This window comes from Streptomyces sp. NPDC047017 (assembly GCF_040644175.1).
Lineage (GTDB): Bacteria > Actinomycetota > Actinomycetes > Streptomycetales > Streptomycetaceae > Streptomyces.
The window spans coordinates 289,382-307,322 of the sequence record NZ_JBEYVW010000005.1; the positions used below are offsets into that span (position 1 = coordinate 289,382).

Genomic DNA, 17,941 nt, shown 5'->3' on the forward strand with positions numbered 1-17,941 from the left:
TCAAGGCTCGGTCAACCGCACACCATCCAAGCGTCACAACTTCATAAATTCTTCATATGTGGACTCGATGTGCCGAACGTGTGATCGTGTGCGCGCCCATGCCCATCCGCCCTGGTCCACACGGGAGTAGACCGCCGCCGTGTCCGTGACGCATCGTTTTCTCAGCCCCTTCGTGCGCACGCGCACCAGGCTGGCTCTCACCCTCGGCCCCCTCCTGGCCGCCCTGACCGCCGCCCTGTTGCCGTGGTGGCAACCCGGCGGAGGCTCACCGCCCCAGGCCGGCAAGGCCACCGACGCCCGCCCGGCCGCCACCGGCCCGCGCGACGAGGGCGCCGCCCAGGCCGAGGCCAGGCGCACCCGCAAGCAGGTGCTCGTCGAGACCGCCACCACCGCCACCTCCCAGACCTGGGCCCAGCCGGACGGCAAGCTGCGCACCGTCGTCACGGCCACCCCGACCCGGGCGAAGACGGCGACGGGCACGTGGGCGCCGATCGACAACCGGCTGCGCCGCGTCGAGGGCGCCCCGCGCGGCCTGGGCGTCCAGCCCGCCAACGCCGCCCAGCCGATCCGCTTCGCCGGCGGCACCAAGTCCGCGCACGCCGACCGCTCCCTGACCCGCAGCCCCCTCACCGAGGGCCCGCGGAGCGAGGACGGCGAGGACGGCCGGGACACGGTCCTGGCCGAGGTCGACATCGCCGGCCACACCGTCGCCTACACCTGGCCCGGCACCCTGCCCGAGCCCGTACTCGACGGCTCGCGCGCCCTGTACTCCGAGGTGCTGCCCGGCGTCGACCTGCTGCTGGTCGCCCGCGAGGAGGGCGGCTTCGCCCAGCTGCTCATCGTCAAGAACAAGGAAGCCGCGCAGAGCAAGGCACTGGCCACCGTCGCCTACGGACTGCGCTCGGCCACGGCCGTCTTCCACCACGACGCCGCCACGGGCCGCGTCCTCGTCCAGGACAGGTCCGGCAAGGAACTCGGCTCCATCCCCACGCCGTTCGCCTGGGACTCGGCCGGCCGCGACCCCGAACCCGACGAGGGCAAGGGCACCCCGCGCACCTCGGCCGCCACCCCCGCCGACGTCCTGAAGCTGTCCGGCCTGACGGGCGTCGAGCCCGGCGCCCACAGCGCCCCCATGCCCGTCGCGCTCCAGGGCGACGGCACCGGGAGCGCCCGCCTGGACGTGCGCGCCACGCGGACCGGCCTGTTCACCGACGCCGCCACGCGCTACCCCGTCTTCGTCGACCCCACCCTGAACAGCGGCTGGCTGGGCTGGACCGTGGCCTACAAGCCCTACCCCAACACCAGCTTCTGGAACGGCACCAACTTCTCCTCCGGCACCTCCGACGCCCGCGTCGGCCACGAGAACGAGACCGGCGGCACCGCCCGCTCGTTCTGGCGGATGAACTACAGCAGCAGCCTCAAGGGCGCCACGATCTCCTCGGCGAAGTTCAAGATCCTGAACAACCACTCCTGGTCCTGCACCACGCGTGAGTTCCAGTTCGCCCTGACCGGGGCCATCTCCTCCGGTACGACGTGGAACAAGCAGCCGGGCTGGTCCACCGTGCAGGACAAGAAGTCCTTCGCGCACGGCTGGTCCTCCAGCTCGTGCCCCGACGACTACGAGGACTTCGACGTCAAGAACGCCGCCCAGAAGGGCGCCGACAGCGGCTGGTCGAACATCACGTTCGGGATGCGGGCCACGACCGAGTCGGACGTGCAGACCTGGCGCAAGTTCAAGGCGACCAGCGCCACGATGGAGGTCGTCTACAACCGGCCACCCTCCGAGCCCACCGGCGGCAAGACCACGCCCGGCGGCACCTGCTCCGTCGGCGGCTCGGGCCTGACCATCGGCAAGACCAACGTCGTGCTGTCGGCCACCGCCAAGGACCCCGACGGCAACCTGAGCAAGCTGCGCTTCCGCTTCTGGAAGACCGGTGGCACGGTCCCGGCCGGCACCCTGGTCGCCACGAACTCCAGCGGCGCCGCCACGGTGACCATCCCCGCCACCTTCCCGCTGGAGGACAAGGCCACCTATTCGTGGGACGTGCGCGCGGAGGACTCCGGCGGCCTGGTCTCCTCGTACTACCCGCCGGGCGACGACCCCTGCCGGCTCAAGATCGACGCCAGCGCACCGCCCCAGCCCGCCGTCGACAGCGACGTCTTCCCCGAGGCCACGCCCGACGGGCAGACCTGGGCCACGGTCAAGTTCGGCGGCAAGGGCGCGGTGACCTTCAGCGCCACGGGCGCGGCCAAGTTCCGCTGGTCCATCGAGGGCAACAACCCCGTCGACGTCACCGCGGCGAACGGGGCCGCCACCGTCAGCGCGCTGTCTCCCGCGCACGCCGGCCCCAACACCCTTCAGGTGTACGCGTACGACGCCGTCGGCAACGCCAGCAAGCGCACCGACTACACCTTCTTCGTGCCGCCGCGGGACACGGCGGACGCTCCCATGGACGCCACCGGTGACGCCCTGCCCGACCTGCTGGTGGTCAACGCCGACGGCAACCTGCGCAACTGCGTAGGCGGCGTGGACGGCGACCTGTACAACTGCCTCACCGCCTCCTACGACGGTGCCAAGAAGACCGACCCGAAGGGCTACTGGTACGACCCGGCCACCGGCAAGGCCGCCCTGATCGCCCACTACCAGGACACCTACCCCGGCGACGGCGCCACCGACCTGTTCGCGGTCTCCCCGGACGGCCGGTTCTGGCTCTACCCGGGCGACGGCTACGGCAGCTTCGACGTCACCCAGCGCCTGGAGGTCCGCCTCCCGTCGAACGCCCCGGCGCCCTCGACCTGGACCCAGATCAAGGCCGTCGGCGACATCACCGGCGACAAGCTGCCCGACCTCGTACTCCGGGCCGGCACCCAGCTGTGGACGCTGTCGGGCTACACCGGCGCGACCTTCCGGGCGGCCACCCTGATGAACGACGACTCCTGGGGCCGCCGCGAGGTCGTCAACGTCGCCGACATCAGCGGCGACAAGACGCCCGACCTGCTGTGGCGCAACCTGGACAGCGGCAGCATGTACCTGCGCCAGGGCAAGCCCGGCTCGGTCGGCGGCAGCGTCGACCTGAAGTCGCTCATGCTGGCCGCCGACTCGGCGACCGGCGACGACGAGCCGTATGGCACCAACTGGTCGCAGGCCGGCGTCCCGACGGCCATCGGCATCCCGGACGTCTCCGGCGACGGCATCCCCGACATCTGGGCCCGCCTCGCCTCGGACGGCTACACCCGGATCTACCACCCGTCCCGGACCAACACCAACGCAGCGGTACGGACCGTCCTGACGGTCAACTGGAACACGATCAAGGCGTTCGGCTGACCCGTACGGCACACCGCACACCGACCGGGCCCCGGCCACCCCTTGAAGGGGTGGCCGGGGCCCGGTCGCAGCCGCGCCGGCAGGCACGACAGCGGGCATGACGGCGGCCATGACGCACTGCCGGACGACGGAGGCCGCGTTGTAGAGTAATGGCGCCTTTGACCTGCGACGAGCGGGCAGAGAGCCGACTCTAGGAGCACAGAATGCTGCGCACCATGTTCAAGTCCAAGATCCACCGCGCCACCGTCACCCAGGCCGACCTGCACTACGTGGGATCGGTGACCATCGACGCGGAGCTGCTCGACGCCGCCGATCTGCTGCCCGGCGAACTGGTCCACATCGTGGACATCACCAACGGGGCCCGGCTGGAGACGTACGTGATCGAGGGGGAGCGCGGGTCGGGGGTGGTCGGGATCAACGGCGCGGCGGCGCATCTGGTGCATCCCGGTGATCTGGTGATCATCATCAGCTACGCCCAGGTGACGGACGCCGAGGCACGGGCGCTGGAGCCGAGGGTCGTGCACGTCGACGCGGATAACCGGATCGTGGCGCTGGGCGCCGACCCGTCCGCGCCGGTGCCGGGCTCCGGCCAGGAGCGCAGCCCGCAGGCCGTCGTACCGGCCTGACCAGCGGTCCACCGCGGACCCCGTGACGAGGAGCTTGCCGATGAGCGATGTCGAGATCCGCGACGACCGGCCGGCCGGTCGCCTGGAGGCGGTCGCGAGCGGGGAAGTGGTGGGTCGTATCGAGTACTTCGTCCTCGACTCGCCCGCGCCTGCCCTGGTCCCCGTGCACACGGTCGTGGAGCCGGCCCACGAGGGCGAGGGCATCGCGGGCTCGCTGGCGCGCGAGCTGTACGCCGTCGCCCGGCGCGAGGACGCCGCCGTGGCGCCGCTGTGCCCGTACGTCGTCCAGTGGGCCGAACGCCACCGCGACCAGGCCCCGGAGCCCGGCGCCGGGCTGCTGGAGGCCGCGCGGGAGTGGCTCGCGGTACATCCGGGTCGGTTTTGAGCGGTACTCCGGCAGCGGCTGGAGCCGGATCTCGTGACCCGGTACCGGCCGGGGCCGGCGCTCCGGTGTCGGCCGGGGCTGGTGTTCCGGTGTCGGCCGGGGCCGGCGCTCCGGCGTCGGCCGGAGCTGGTGTTCCAGGGCTGGTGGGAGCCGCCTCCCCGCCCGTGCTCGTCCTCCTGCGCACCTCGCCCGTGCACGTCCCCGTCTTCGACGTCCTGCGTGACGAGGACCATCCGCGGCTGCGGCACCTCGTCGACGAGGAGCTGCTGCGCCGGGCCCGGCGGGACGGGCCCGGGGCGGTGGCCGGTGAGGTGCGGGCGGCGGTGGAGGGGGCCGCCGCCGAGGGGGCGCGTGCCGTGCTGTGCACGTGCTCGACCATCGGCGGTGTGGCGGAGGCGGCCGGGGGCGGGGCCGGGGTGGCCGTGCTGCGGGTCGATCGGCCGATGGCGGCCGCGGCGGTGGCCGCCGGGGCCCGGGTGGTCGTGGCCGCCGCGGTGGAGAGCACCCTCGGCCCGACCGCCGCACTCGTCGAGGAGGAGGCCCGTCACGCGGGCCGGACCGTCTCGATACGTCGTCTGCTCGTTCCCGGTGCCTGGGCGCTCTTCGAAGCCGGTGACGCCGAGGGGTACGCGCGGGCCGTGGCCGACGCGGTCGACTCCGTCACGGACGCCGACGTGATCGTCCTCGCCCAGGCGTCCATGGCCCCGGCGCAGGGGCTGGTGACGGCCTCCGTCCCGGTCCTGTCCAGCCCGCGCCCCGGACTCGCCGCGGCGGCGCGGGCGGTGGGAGCGGTACGGACGGAGCAGGCCGCGGAGCCGGCTCGTGGCCGCGGCGCAGGATGAGCCCGGCCGGGTCCTCGTCCTCGCGCCGCCGGGTGACTGGCCGCGCGGGTGCCGGGTAGGCGGGGGAGTAGTCCAGAGCCGACGCCGATCCACTCGGCCGATCCAGCCGCCGGAGGACGCCATGACGAGTCCCTACCCCGACCCCGTACCGCCGTCGCCCACCCCGGGCCCCGGGCCGAGTCCCACGCCGGGACCCGACCCCCAGCCTCCGCAGCCGTACCCCGACCCCGTCACGCCCGAGCCGCCCCCGGCTCCCGGGCCGCCGGTACCGGGCCCGGAGCCGACTCCTCAGCCGCCGGCCCCCGGCCCGCCGCCCGTGCCGGGACCACCGCCGGGCCCCGGGCCGACCCCGCCGTCCCCGGACCCCGAGCCGCAACGGCCGACCCCTGAGCCCTCGCCGTCCCCGATCCCGCCGGGCCCGGAGCCGGTGCCGAGCCCCGAGCCGGGACCGCCCCTGACCTGATATGACGTGAGACCGGGGGCGGTCCCTGGGTTCCGCTCTGCGGTGACCCGAGGACCGGCCCCCGGGGTCCCGCTTTTCCGTGACCCGAAGGCCGCCCTCCTGGGTCCCGCTACGCCGTGACCTCCGAGCGGTCCCCGCCCCACAGCGTGTGGAAGGTGCCGTCGCGGTCCACGCGCCGGTAGGTGTGCGCGCCGAAGAAGTCGCGCTGGGCCTGGGTGAGGGCCGCGGGCAGGCGTTCGGCGCGCAGGGCGTCGTAGTAGGCGAGGGCCGCGGCGAAGCCGGGGGCGGGCACGCCCTGGCGGGTCGCGGCGACCAGGACCTCGCGCCAGTCGTCCTGGGCCGCCGCGATCTCCTGGGCGAAGGTGTCGTCGGACAGCAGGCTCGGCAGGTCCGGCCGGGCGTCGTACGCGGACCGGATGCGGTCCAGGAAGGCCGCGCGGATGATGCAGCCGCCGCGCCAGATCGCGGAGATCGCGCCGAGGTCGATGTCCCAGCCGTACTCCTCGCTGCCCGCCGCGATCTCGTGGAAGCCCTGCGTGTACGAGACGATCTTCGAGGCGTACAGCGCCTGCTCCACCCGGTCCGCGAAGGCCGCCGCCTCCGACTCGGACAGCGCGGACGCCTTCGGGCCGGCCAGGGAGCGCGAGGCATCCCGCAGCGCCGCGTGCCCGGACAGGGAGCGCGCGAAGACCGCCTCCGCGATGCCCGAGACCGGCACCCCGAGGTCCAGGGCGATCTGCACGGTCCAGCGGCCGGTGCCCTTCTGCTCGGCCTGGTCCACCACCACGTCCACGAACGGCTTGCCCGTCGCCTCGTCCACGTGCGACAGCACCTCGGCGGTGATCTCGATCAGGTACGAGTCGAGCCGCCCGGTGTTCCAGGTGCGGAAGATGTCCGCGATCTGCGCGGGGGAGTACCCGGCCACCTCGCGCAGCAGCTGGTACGCCTCGCCGATCAGCTGCATGTCGGCGTACTCGATGCCGTTGTGGACCATCTTCACGAAGTGACCCGCGCCGTCCGGGCCCACGTGGGTGACGCAGGGCGCCCCGTCCCGCGCCTTCGCGGAGATCTTCTCCAGCATCGGGCCCAGCGACTGGTACGACTCGGCCGAGCCGCCCGGCATGATGCTCGGCCCGTGCAGCGCGCCCTCCTCGCCGCCGGAGATGCCCGTGCCCACGAAGTGGATGCCCTGCTCGCGCAGCTCCCGCTCACGGCGCCGGGTGTCCGCGAAGTGCGCGTTGCCGCCGTCGATGATCATGTCGCCGGGCTCCAGCAGCGGCGCGAACTCCTTGATCACCGCGTCCGTCGGTTCGCCCGCCTTGACCATGACGACCAGGCGGCGCGGCCGCTCCAGCGCCGCCACGAAGTCCTCGGGGCTCTCGGTCGCGACGAAGTCGCCCTCCTCGCCGAAGTCCTTCACCAGGGCCTGGGTGCGGGACGCCGTCCGGTTGTGCAACGCGACCGTGTAGCCATTGCGGGCGAAGTTCCGGGCGAGATTGCGGCCCATGACCGCGAGTCCGGTGACACCGATCTGGGCTGTGGTGCTGGTGCTGCTCATACCGCGTGCTCCTCGAAGATCTGAGAGATCCGATCGATCGCGTGTTTTTGCCGTACCGTGCTGTGCCACCATCCTGACGTGCCCGTACGGCGACCGCACATCCGGGTCCCGCGCCCTCTCCTGCGCCCGCAGCGGGCCCGCGTCTCAAGACCGACGCCGACGATCTGGCCAACGTAAGCCTTTTACCGGCCACTTGGGGTGCGCAAGCGGCCGATAGGCGTCTTGCCACGGCTCGTTCGGGGCGCTTACTTTTTCCCCTCCTGACGCATGGCGAGGGGGCTAGACATGGCCGCACGCGGCCGGCACCGCCGGTATCAGCCGAACAGGATCAATCGCGCCTCACTGACCGTCACGGCGGGCGGCGCCGGCATGGCCATCCCGCTGATCGGCGCGGGCGCCGCGCACGCGGCCGACGTGTCCACCTGGAACAAGGTGGCCGCCTGCGAGTCGAGCGGCGACTGGAGCGTCAACACCGGCAACGGCTACTACGGCGGGCTCCAGTTCACCCGTTCCACCTGGGACGCTTACGGCGGCGCGCGGTACGCGGCACGCGCGGACCTCGCCACCCGGGACCAGCAGATCGCCGTCGCCGAGAAGGTGCTCGCCGGACAGGGGCCCGGCGCCTGGCCGGTGTGCTCGGTGCGGGCCGGTCTCACGCGCGGCGGCGCGGAGCCCGGTGTGCGTCCCGACGGCGGGGCGGCGCGCCCCGTGCGGTCCGCCAGGAGCGGCGGCACGGGCGCGAGGGACGGCTCCGACCAGGGCGGCCGGACCGTCCGCAGCGTCCGCGACGTCAAGCCGCAGACCACCCCGCAGTCCCGGGCCGGCACCGCCGAGATGTACACGGTGGTCCACGGCGACACCCTCTCCGGGATCGCCGGCGAGCACCATGTCCCGGGCGGCTGGCACCAGTTGTACGCCGCCAACCGCGCCACCGTGGGCGACGACCCCGACCTGATCCTGCCCGGCCAGCGGCTCAGCCTGCGCACGGCGCACCCGGTGCCGCTGCCCCGCAAGGAGAGTTCCCACGCCACCCGCCCGGCGGCCAAGGAGAAGGCGAAGGCGAAGCCCGCCGCGCAGTCCCGGACCAAGCGGTCCGCCCCGCCCCACTCCGCCGCGCCCACCCTGGTCGCCCCCGTACAGGCTCCGATCGGCACGGGCTACCGGGAGAGCGGCTCCCACTGGTCGAAGGGCTACCACACCGGCGTCGACTTCCTGGTGCCCACCGGCACGACCGTGCACGCGGCCGCGGCGGGCCAGGTGGTCACCGCCGGCTGGGGCGGCTCCTACGGCTACCAAGTGGTGATCCGGCACGCCGACGGCCGCTACACCCAGTACGCGCACCTCTCCGCGATCTCCGTGCGGGACGGGCAGTCCGTCACCGCCGGGCAGCGCGTCGGCCGCTCCGGTGCCACGGGCAACGTGACCGGCCCGCACCTGCACTTCGAGGTGCGCACCGGGCCCGGCTTCGGCACCGACATCGACCCGCTGGGCTATCTGCGGGCCGGCGGCGTCAGACTCTGACCGTCGTCCGGCGGCGCCGTCCGGGGACCGGCAGCACCACGGGCAGCGGGACGTACGGGACGCCGCAGGCCGGCCCGGCGAGGAGCGGGACGCCGTGGAACGCGTCGGCCCCGGGCGGGCGTTCGCCGCTCCCCGCCGGGACCGTCGTCTCTTTCCGGGGTGCCGGTACGGCGGGCACGAGACCGTCCACCGGCACCGGCACCGGCGTCGCCGTCGCTTCCACCTCCACCGACGCCTGCGCGGGGACACGGACGATCGGCGGCACCGCCGCCAGGCCCCCGCCCGGCCCCGGCCGCGAGTCCTCGCCCTCCGGCGGCTCCCCCTCTTCGGGAGTCCTCTCCCCGGGCGTCTCCCGGGTCGCGGCCTCCGCGCTCGTGCGCTCGATCCGTTCCGTGGTCAGCAGGATCAGGCCGCCCGCGGCCACCACGGCGCAGGCCAGGGCCGCCACGGTGCCCGTGGTGCCGTAGCGGAAGGTCTCGCCGAACAGCGTGATGCCGACCGCGGCCGCCGCCACCGGGTTCGCCACCGTCAGCGTGGCCAGCGGGGCGGCGAGACCGCCGCCGCGGTACGCCGCCTGCGACAGCAGCACGCCCGCCGTGGCCAGCACGCCTATCACCGCCAGCGACGGCAGGTCCGCCGCCGTGATCCCCTCGCTCCAGTCGACCGCGACCGTCTTGGTGAACACCGAGGACATGCCGAAGGCGATGCCGGAGCCGACGGCAAGCAGCACGCTGCGCACCGCCGGATGCCGGTGCGCGGCGCGGCCCGCCACCGTCAGCGCGAGCACCGCGCCGCCGGTGACCACGGTCAGCGCCACCCGCTGACCGCCGTCCAGCGACTGGGCGTGGGACGCCCCCACCAGGGACAGCAGCCCCGCCAGGCCCACCGTCGCCATGACCGCGCCGCGCCACGCGGCGGCGCCCGCCCGGCGGCCGACCAGGAGCGCCGCCATGGGCAGCGCGAACACGATGGTCAGGGCGCCCAGCGGCTGCACCAGGCTCAGCGGCCCGTACGCCAGCGCCACCACGTGCAGCACGGCGCCCAGGCCGTTCAGCGCGACGGCCGCCCACCAGGCCGGCCGGCGCAGCGGCGCGTACCGCTCGCCGGGCGCGGACACCGCCACCTGCTCCTGCACGATGGCGCCGCCGGCGTACGCGACGGCCGACACCAGCGACAGCAGCACGGACAACGCGAGGGCGCTCATGAGCTGCTGCTCCTCTGCGGGAGGCGGGGGCTGCGGGCCCGGCGCGGCGAACGGACGGCTTCCATGGTCAACACCCTGCCCTGCGGAATCCTTCCCGTCGTCGTCCCTGAGCACCCTCTGCGTCATACTGCCGATGGAGTACGGTCCCCGCCGTGTCCTCCCCTGGGTGGGCGCCGCCCGGCGGATACTCCGGGGGCACCCTCAAGGGCCCACCTCCCTTGATTCCGGGCCGCCTTGGCGCTCGGCGGCACCGGCTTGGTAGTACTGCCTCCCGTGGAACCCGACGCCGACCTCGCCGCCCTCCGCCGCCTCGGCGGTTTCTTCGTGCTGCGCACGGGCGAACCCCCGCCCGCCCCCGCCCCGCTGCCCACCCTCGCCGACGCCTACGCCGACCCTGACGGCATCCCCGCTCCCACCGGCCCCGCGGGCCCCGCCGATCCGCCCGACCCTCTCTCCGTCCGGGTCCGCCGGGTCGCCGCCGGCATCCGCGCCCCCGAGGCGAGGGTGGCCGCCTCCGTGGCGCACCTGGGGCTCGCGGCCCGGCTGTGGTCGGCCGCGCTCGGCTGCGCCGTGCTGTACGGCCGGGTCCCCGGCCTCGACCCGTGCCTGCTGCGCTGGGACCCCGCGGGCAGCGCCCCCGACGACCTGTGGCTGACCCGGGTGCGTACCGTGCCGGCAAACGCGGACACCCTGGCGGCCACCGTGCTCCTCGGCCACCTGGAACCCCTGGCGGCGGCCCTGCGGGCCCGGTACCGCCTCGCGCCCGGCCTGCTGCGCGGCAACGCGGCCTCCGCGCTGGCCGGCGCGGCCCGGCAGGCCGAGCGGTGGGCGCGCGACGAGGGCCGCCCCGAGACGGGCGAGCGGGCCCGGGAGCTGGCCGCGCGGCTGCTCGGCCACCCGCTGCTCGCCGGGGCGGGCACCCTCGGCCCCGGCGGCTTCCGGCGGCGCAGCTGCTGCCTGTACTACCGGGTGCCGGGCGGCGGGGTCTGCGGCGACTGCTGCTTCCGGCGGCCCCCGCGCTCTTCCGCGCGCGCCGGATCGGGGTGACCATGAAGGCGAGCGGCGGACAGTGCCGGTGAACCGCGCCGGTGCCCGCCACCGCCGCCTGGATCAGGGAGTTGCGGGTGCGAGTGGGATTGCTGACCCGGGAGTTCCCGCCGGATGTGTACGGCGGCGCGGGCGTCCATGTCGAGTTCCTGGCGCGGGAACTGCGGCCGCTCGTCGACCTGGAGGTGCACTGCTGGGGCGAGGCGTCCTCCGCGGACCGGTCGGCCGGCGTGGTGCGCCACCGGCCCTGGCCGGTCCTGGACGGCGCCAACGACGCTCTGCGGACCTTCTCCGTCGACCTCGCCATGACCGCCGCCCTCCAGGGCCGCGACCTGGTGCACTCCCACACCTGGTACGCCAACCTCGCCGGCCACCTCGGCAAGCTCCTGCATGGCGTGCCGCACGTGATGACCGCGCACTCCCTGGAGCCGCTGCGCCCCTGGAAGGCCGAACAGCTCGGCGGCGGTTACGCCCTGTCCGGCTGGGCCGAGCGCACCGCGATCGAGGCCGCCGACGCCGTCGTCGCCGTCTCGGCCGCCATGCGCGAGGACATCCTGGGCTGCTACCCGGCCCTGGACCCGGCCCGCGTGCACGTCATCCACAACGGCATCGACACCACTCTGTACCGGCCCGACCACGGCACCGCCGCCCTTGAGCGGATCGGCCTCGACCCGGACCGCCCCTTCGTGCTGTTCGTCGGCCGGATCACCCGGCAGAAGGGCGTCCCGCACCTGCTGCGCGCCGTCCGCGGCATCGACCCGGCCGCGCAGGTCGTGCTGTGCGCGGGCGCCCCCGACACCCCCGAGATCGACCAGGAGTTCCGGGAGCTGTACCAGGAGCTGAGCCGGGTGCGCGCGGGCGTGTACTGGATCCCGCAGATGCTGCCGCGCCCGGACGTGATCCAGCTGCTCACGCACGCCGCCGTGTTCGTCTGCCCCTCGGTGTACGAGCCGCTCGGCATCGTCAACCTGGAGGCGATGGCCTGCGGCACGCCCGTCGTGGCCTCCCGGGTGGGCGGCATCCCCGAGGTGGTCGACGACGGCCGTACCGGGCTGCTCGTCGACGCCGGCGACGGCTTCGAGGCGGGCCTGGCCCGCGCCCTGGACGCGGTGCTCGGCGATCCGGCGGCGGCCCGCCGGATGGGCGAGGCCGGGCGCGAGCGGGCGGTGACCGAGTTCGGCTGGGACGCCGTCGCGCGGCGCACCGTGCGGCTGTACGAGGAGATCCTCAAGCAGGCTTAGTCCGCTCTGCCCGGGGGCAGTAGTGGTTCAACCGGGTGAGGGGAGCGGCCATGCGTCGTGGTGGACCTTCGGTCCTCGGAATCGTCCTGGCGGGCGGCGAGGGCAAACGCCTGATGCCCCTGACGGCGGACCGCGCCAAGCCCGCGGTCACCTTCGGCGGCACCTACCGGCTCGTCGACTTCGTCCTGTCCAACCTCGTCAACGGCGACATCCTGCGTGTCTGCGTGCTGACCCAGTACAAGTCGCACTCGCTGGACCGGCACATCACGACCACCTGGCGCATGTCCAGCCTGCTCGGCAACTACGTCACCCCCGTCCCGGCCCAGCAGCGCCTGGGCCCCCGCTGGTACCTGGGCAGCGCCGACGCGATCCTCCAGTCGCTCAACCTCGTCCACGACGAGGAGCCCGAGTACGTGGCGGTCTTCGGCGCCGACCACGTCTACCGGATGGACCCGCGGCAGATGCTGAGCCAGCACATCGAGGGCGGCGCGGGCGTGACGGTGGCCGGCATCCGGGTGCCGCGCGCCGAGTCGTCGTCGTTCGGGGTGATCACGCCCGGCTCGGACGGGCAGACCGTCGAGCGCTTCCTGGAGAAGCCGGCCGACCCGCCGGGCCTGCCCGACGACCCCGACTACGTCTTCGCGTCCATGGGCAACTACGTCTTCACCACCAAGACGCTGATCGAGGCGCTGCACCGGGACGCCGAGGACCCGAGATCGGTGCACGACATGGGCGGCTCGATCCTGCCCCAGCTCACCGAGCGCGGCGAGGCCCAGCTGTACGACTTCAGCGCCAACCACGTGCCCGGCGAGACCAGCCGCGACCAGGGCTACTGGCGGGACGTGGGCACGCTCGACGCGTACTACGACGCCCATATGGACCTGATCGCCGAGCGCCCCGCCTTCAACCTGTACAACCGGGACTGGCCGATCTACACCCACTCCAACCAGCTCTCCCCGGCCCGCTTCAACGCGGGCGGCATCGCGGGGGAGTCCATCATCAGCGCGGGCTGCCTGATCCGCGGGCAGGTCACCCGCTCGGTGCTCTCCCCGGGCGTGCGGGTGGACCCGGGCGCGGTGGTCCAGGGATCGGTGCTGCACGACAACGTGCGCATCGGCCGGGGCGCGGTGGTGCGCGGCGCCGTCCTGGACAAGAACGTCGAGGTGCCGCCCGGCGCGACGATCGGCGTCAACCCGGAACGGGACGCGGAGCTGTACACGGTGTCCAAGGGCGGGGTGATCGCCCTGGGCAAGGGCCAGCGAGTGCCGTAGGCCGCCGGGGAGACCGCCGCTCAGCCGGTCAGCGGCGGGAAGTGGTTCAAGGTGACCGCGCTGGCCCGGCGCACGTCGTCGGCCGGGCTGAACTGCACGTACTCGGTGCCCGGCGCGGTGTGCACGGGGACGTGCCCGGGCGGGGCGTAGAACGCCTCCCCGGCCTCGTACACCTCGTCGTGGTCGGGGTAGCGCAGCATCAGCTCGCCCTGGAAGACGTAACCCCAGTGCGGGCACTGGCAGCGGCCGTCGGGCAGGTCCCTGAGCAGCGCGGTGAGGTCGACGTCCGCGCGGTAGCTACGGAAGTCCACCGTGTAGGGGTCGAGGTCCTCGGACTGCTCGACGACCGGGCCGTAGTCGCCGCCCTGGGTGGCGGTGCGCCGGGAGACCTTGGGCATCCGGTTCACTTCCCTTCCGCGAAGGAGGCAGGACCGCGGTGGTGCGCGGGAGACGGGAGTGACGCCCCCATGGTGCGCGCCCGCCGAGCGCCCGGTCCACTTGGATCTCCCGCCGGGCGGGGCGCCGCGCCGCGACGCGTGCGGCGCGACACTCGCGGGATGCCCGGCTGACCGGCCCCCAGACGTGATCATGCAGGCAATGACGTCTCCCTGGGAGGTCTTCCTGCATGAGATGGACCCGGCGCCTGCGCCTGTGCGTGACGGGGGCGGTGGCAGTGTCCGCGCTGACCGCCGCTCCCGTCGCCGCACGGGCCGCCGCACCCCGCGACGCCCGGCTCACCGACCTGGTCAACCCGTTCATCGGCACCGCGAACGAAGGCAACACGTTCCCCGGCGCGGCCGTGCCCTTCGGCATGGTGCAGTTCTCCCCTGACACCGGTCACAGCACCGGTTACGACCACTCCCAGAACCACATCCGCGGCTTCTCCCTGGTCCATCTCTCCGGCGTCGGCTGCCGCATCGGCGGTGACCTGCCGGTGCTGCCGACCACCGGTGACGTCAGCCGTACGGACTACGCGAAGTACGCGGCGGGCTTCCGGCACGAGGACGAGCGGGCCAGCCCCGGCTACTACCGGGTCGGCCTGGACTCGGGCATCGCGGCCGAGCTGACGGCCGGCGTGCGCACCGCCGTGCAGCGCTACACCTTCCCCGCCACCGACAAGGCCAACGTGCTGCTCGACGCCGGGCAGGCGCTGCACCGCACGACCGGCGCGCAGGTGGAGATCCTCGACGACCGCACCGTGCGCACCGCCATCACCGGCCGGGGCTTCTGCAAGGACACCGTCCCGTACACGGTCTACACGATCACCCGTTTCGACCGGCCCTTCACCGCGTACGGCACCTGGGACGGCCCGACGGTCACCCCCGGCGCGCGCACCGGGCACGGCGGCGCCTACCTCCGGTTCGACACCACCCGCGACCGCACGGTGGAGGCGACCACCGCGCTGTCGTACGTGGACGCGGCCGGCGCCGCGGGCAATCTGCGCGCCGAGGGCGGCCGTCCGTTCGACACGGTCCGCTCGGCGGCCCGGCGGTCCTGGGAACGGCGGCTCGCGGACGTCCGGGTGAGCGGCGGCGACGCCACCCGCCGCCGTACCTTCTACTCGTCGCTGTACCGGTCCTTCCTCGCGCCCAACGTCGGCAACGACGCGGACGGCCGCTACACCGGCTGGGACCAGAAGGTGCACCGGGCGCGGGGCTTCACGTACTACCAGAACTGGTCGCTGTGGGACACCTACCGCACCCAGGCCCAGTTCCTCGCCCTGCTCGCGCCCCGCGAGTCCCGCGACATGGCGATCTCCGTGATCCGGGTGGCCGAGGAGAGCGGCTGGCTGCCCAAGTGGGGCTACGGCACGGTCGAGACGAACATCATGACCGGCGACCCGGTCACCCCCTACCTCACCAACGCCTTCCAGCAGGGCCTGCTCAAGGGGTACGAGGAGCGGGCGTACCGCGCCCTGAAGAAGAACGCCGACGGGGTGCCGCCCGCCGGCTCCCCGGCCGTGGGCCGGGACGCCAACCCGGACTATCTCAGCCGCGGTTACGCCCCCTACATCCCGGGCCACGAACCCGCGAAGGCCGGTCACTCCGACTACGCCTTCGGCGCCTCGGCGACCCTGGAGTACGCCCTGTCGGACGCCATGCTCGCCCAGATGGCCCGCGCCCTGGGCCACCGCGAGGACGCCGGCCGGTACACGGCCCGCTCCCGCAACTACCGGCACCTGTTCGACCCCTCCACGGGCTTCTTCCACGCCCGCGACACCACCGGCTCCTTCACCGGGCCGTGGAGCCCGGCGCAGAGCGTGGGCTTCCACGAGGGCACCGCCTGGCAGTACCAGTGGCTGGTGCCGCAGGACCTGCCCGGCGTGGTGGACCTGATCGGCGGCCGGCGCCCGGCCAACGAACGGCTGGACGAGTTCTTCGCCTACGACCAGCTGCTGAAGGACCCCGCGAGGACCGCCCGCGAGGTGTGGGTCACCGGGCCCTACGCCTACTACGACACCGACCGCTACAACCCGCTGAACGAGCCCGACCTGCTCGCCCCGTACACCTATCTGTCGACGGGGCAGCCGTGGAAGACCACCGACGTGGTGCACGCCGCGCTGACCCTGTTCACCGACGAGCCGGCCGGGCTGACCGGCAACGACGACCTGGGCACCATGTCCGCCTGGCACGTGCTGTCGTCCATCGGCCTGTACCCGGTGCAGCCCGGCTACTCCACCTGGGGCCTGTCCACGCCCGTCTTCGACCGGATCGACCTGCGCCTGGACCGCCGCTACCACCCCCGCGGCGCCCTCACCATCACGGCCCCTGGCACCTCCGCGCAGGACCGCTACACCCAGACGGTCCGCGCCGACGGGGTGACCCACGACCGGACGTATCTGACCACCGACGCCCTGCGTTCGCTCAGGACACTGCGGTACACCGTGGGTCCGCGGCCCTCGGCGTGGGGCACCTCGGACCAGGCGGCGCCGCCCGCGCTGAGGTGAGCTGGTGTCCCGTCCCCGCCCCGGGGACGGGACTTTAATCTGCCGTTAACTGTGCGTAACTCGATCGTACTTGACCGTAATCGGCCGGGAGCGGTTGACTGCAGACACACCCACCGTCGACGCGAGGCACGCCATTGACTGCCGACCAGCTCGCTCCCCTGGACCTGGCGTTCTGGAACATCGAGTCCGCCGACCATCCGATGCACCTCGGCGCGCTCGGGGTCTTCTCGGCCCACTCGCCCACCGCCGGGGCGCACGCGGCCGACCTGCTCGCCGCCCGCGCCGCCGCCGTGCCCGGGCTGCGCATGCGCATCCGGGACCTGTGGCGCCCCCTCGACCTCGGCCGGCAGGGCCTGCGCCGGTCGCTGGCCCACGGACTGCGGCAGCCGCTCGGCTTCGGCGGCGCCACCCGCGAGCCCGACCCCTGCTTCGACCCGCTCAACCACGTCCGGCTGCACGCCCCGGCCGCCGACTTCCACGCGGCGGCCGGCCGGCTCATGCAGCGCCCGCTGGAGCGCAACCGGCCGCCGTGGGAGGCCCATGTGCTGCCCGGCGAGGACGGCGTCTCCTTCGCCGTGCTGTTCAAGTTCCACCACGCCCTCGCCGACGGCCTGCGCGCCCTCACCCTCGCCGCGGCCATCCTCGACCCCATGGACCTGCCCGAACCGCGCCCGCGCCGCGCCGAACCGCCGAACCGCCCGCTGCCCGACGTACGCCGGCTGCCCGGACTGCTGCGCGGCGCGCTCGGCGACGTCGGCCGCGCTCTGGACATCGGCGCCTGCGTCGCCCGCTCCACCCTCGTCACCCGCTCCACCCCGGCGCTCACCGCCGAGCCCACCGGCACCCGCCGCACCGCCGGTGTGGTCCTCGACATCGACGACGTGCACCTGGTGCGCAAAGCCGTGGGCGGCACCGTCAACGACGTCCTCATCGCGGTTGTCGCCGGCGCCCTGCGCCGCTGGCTCGACGAACGCGGCGAGCCGGTCGAGGGCGTCGCGCCCCGCGCCCTGATCCCGGTCTCCCGGCGCCGCCCGCGCACCGCCCACCCGCAGGGCAACCGGCTCTCCGGCTACCTGATGGAACTGCCGGTCGGCGTGGCCGACCCGCTGCGCCGGCTGGCCGCCGTACGCACCGCCATGGACCGCAACAAGGACGCCGGACCGCACCGCGGCGCGGGCGCCGTCGCGCTGCTCGCCGACCACGTGCCCGCCCTCGGCCACCGGCTCGGCGGCCCCCTGGTCGGGCAGGCCGCCCGGCTCTGGTTCGACATCCTGGTCACCAGCGTCCCGCTGCCCGGCTTCGGACTGCGGCTCGGCGGCCACCCGCTCACCGCCGTCTTCCCCTTCGCGCCGCTCGCCCGCGGCCAGTCGCTGGCCGTCGCGGTCTCCACCTACCGCGGCCACGTGCACTACGGACTCGTCGCCGACGCGAAGGCCGTGCCCGACCTGAACCGGCTCGCCCGCGCCCTGACCGAGGAGGTGGAGACCCTCATCACCGTCTGCGGCCCCTGA

At 73.9% G+C, this 17,941-nt stretch carries 13 protein-coding genes; 10 read left to right on the plus strand and 3 right to left on the minus strand.

The annotated features are described in order from the left end of the window. Positions 1–139 precede the first annotated feature (139 nt). The 4 genes from ABZ858_RS11110 to ABZ858_RS11125 all read left to right on the plus strand — a co-directional run bounded on the left by ABZ858_RS11110 (position 140) and on the right by ABZ858_RS11125 (position 5,178). Positions 140–3,325, plus strand: a complete 3,186-nt coding sequence (locus tag ABZ858_RS11110; RefSeq protein ID WP_361375012.1) for a DNRLRE domain-containing protein — start codon at positions 140–142, stop codon at positions 3,323–3,325. Positions 3,326–3,528: 203 nt separating this feature from the next. Then, positions 3,529–3,951: an aspartate 1-decarboxylase gene (gene panD / locus ABZ858_RS11115; protein ID WP_361375014.1), complete on the plus strand. Its 423-nt coding sequence runs from the start codon at positions 3,529–3,531 to the stop codon at positions 3,949–3,951. Positions 3,952–3,991: 40 nt separating this feature from the next. After that, complete coding sequence (locus ABZ858_RS11120) at positions 3,992–4,336, plus strand: N-acetyltransferase (protein WP_361375016.1); 345 nt, start codon at positions 3,992–3,994, stop codon at positions 4,334–4,336. A gap of 164 nt (positions 4,337–4,500) precedes the next feature. Then, entirely contained in the window at positions 4,501–5,178 is a 678-nt protein-coding gene (locus tag ABZ858_RS11125; protein ID WP_361375335.1) for an arylsulfatase, read from the plus strand. A gap of 572 nt (positions 5,179–5,750) precedes the next feature. Here ABZ858_RS11125 and gndA read toward each other — a convergent pair. Beyond that, positions 5,751–7,199 (minus strand): NADP-dependent phosphogluconate dehydrogenase, encoded by a 1,449-nt coding sequence (gndA, locus tag ABZ858_RS11130; protein ID WP_361375018.1) that lies wholly within the window; start codon positions 7,197–7,199, stop codon positions 5,751–5,753. A gap of 285 nt (positions 7,200–7,484) precedes the next feature. Between gndA and ABZ858_RS11135 the strand changes: the two genes are divergently transcribed. Next, the gene (locus ABZ858_RS11135) at positions 7,485–8,720 is read left to right on the plus strand and encodes a transglycosylase family protein (RefSeq protein WP_361375020.1); all 1,236 of its coding nucleotides are present in this window, start codon (positions 7,485–7,487) and stop codon (positions 8,718–8,720) included. Here the strand turns inward: ABZ858_RS11135 and ABZ858_RS11140 are convergent. Next, positions 8,710–9,924, minus strand: a complete 1,215-nt coding sequence (locus tag ABZ858_RS11140; RefSeq protein WP_361375021.1) for a DMT family transporter — start codon at positions 9,922–9,924, stop codon at positions 8,710–8,712. The two genes, ABZ858_RS11135 and ABZ858_RS11140, sit on opposite strands and share 11 nt — an antisense overlap. Before the next feature lie 273 nt (positions 9,925–10,197). Between ABZ858_RS11140 and ABZ858_RS11145 the strand changes: the two genes are divergently transcribed. The 3 genes from ABZ858_RS11145 to glgC all read left to right on the plus strand — a co-directional run bounded on the left by ABZ858_RS11145 (position 10,198) and on the right by glgC (position 13,483). After that, the gene (locus tag ABZ858_RS11145; RefSeq protein ID WP_361375023.1) at positions 10,198–10,971 is read left to right on the plus strand and encodes a (2Fe-2S)-binding protein; all 774 of its coding nucleotides are present in this window, start codon (positions 10,198–10,200) and stop codon (positions 10,969–10,971) included. 77 nt (positions 10,972–11,048) lie between these two features. Then, on the plus strand, positions 11,049–12,212 hold the full coding sequence (gene glgA / locus ABZ858_RS11150; protein ID WP_361375025.1) for a glycogen synthase: 1,164 nt from the start codon (positions 11,049–11,051) through the stop codon (positions 12,210–12,212). Positions 12,213–12,262: 50 nt separating this feature from the next. After that, positions 12,263–13,483, plus strand: a complete 1,221-nt coding sequence (gene glgC, locus ABZ858_RS11155) for a glucose-1-phosphate adenylyltransferase (protein WP_361375027.1) — start codon at positions 12,263–12,265, stop codon at positions 13,481–13,483. Positions 13,484–13,503: 20 nt separating this feature from the next. Here glgC and ABZ858_RS11160 read toward each other — a convergent pair whose 3' ends face one another. Further along, positions 13,504–13,881, minus strand: a complete 378-nt coding sequence (locus ABZ858_RS11160) for a hypothetical protein (protein ID WP_361375029.1) — start codon at positions 13,879–13,881, stop codon at positions 13,504–13,506. Between the two features lie 227 nt (positions 13,882–14,108). On the opposite strand from ABZ858_RS11160, the gene ABZ858_RS11165 reads away from it, so the two are divergent. Beyond that, on the plus strand, positions 14,109–16,430 hold the full coding sequence (locus ABZ858_RS11165) for a GH92 family glycosyl hydrolase (protein ID WP_361375031.1): 2,322 nt from the start codon (positions 14,109–14,111) through the stop codon (positions 16,428–16,430). A 134-nt stretch (positions 16,431–16,564) separates the two neighbouring features. Beyond that, the gene (locus ABZ858_RS11170; RefSeq protein WP_361375033.1) at positions 16,565–17,941 is read left to right on the plus strand and encodes a wax ester/triacylglycerol synthase family O-acyltransferase; all 1,377 of its coding nucleotides are present in this window, start codon (positions 16,565–16,567) and stop codon (positions 17,939–17,941) included.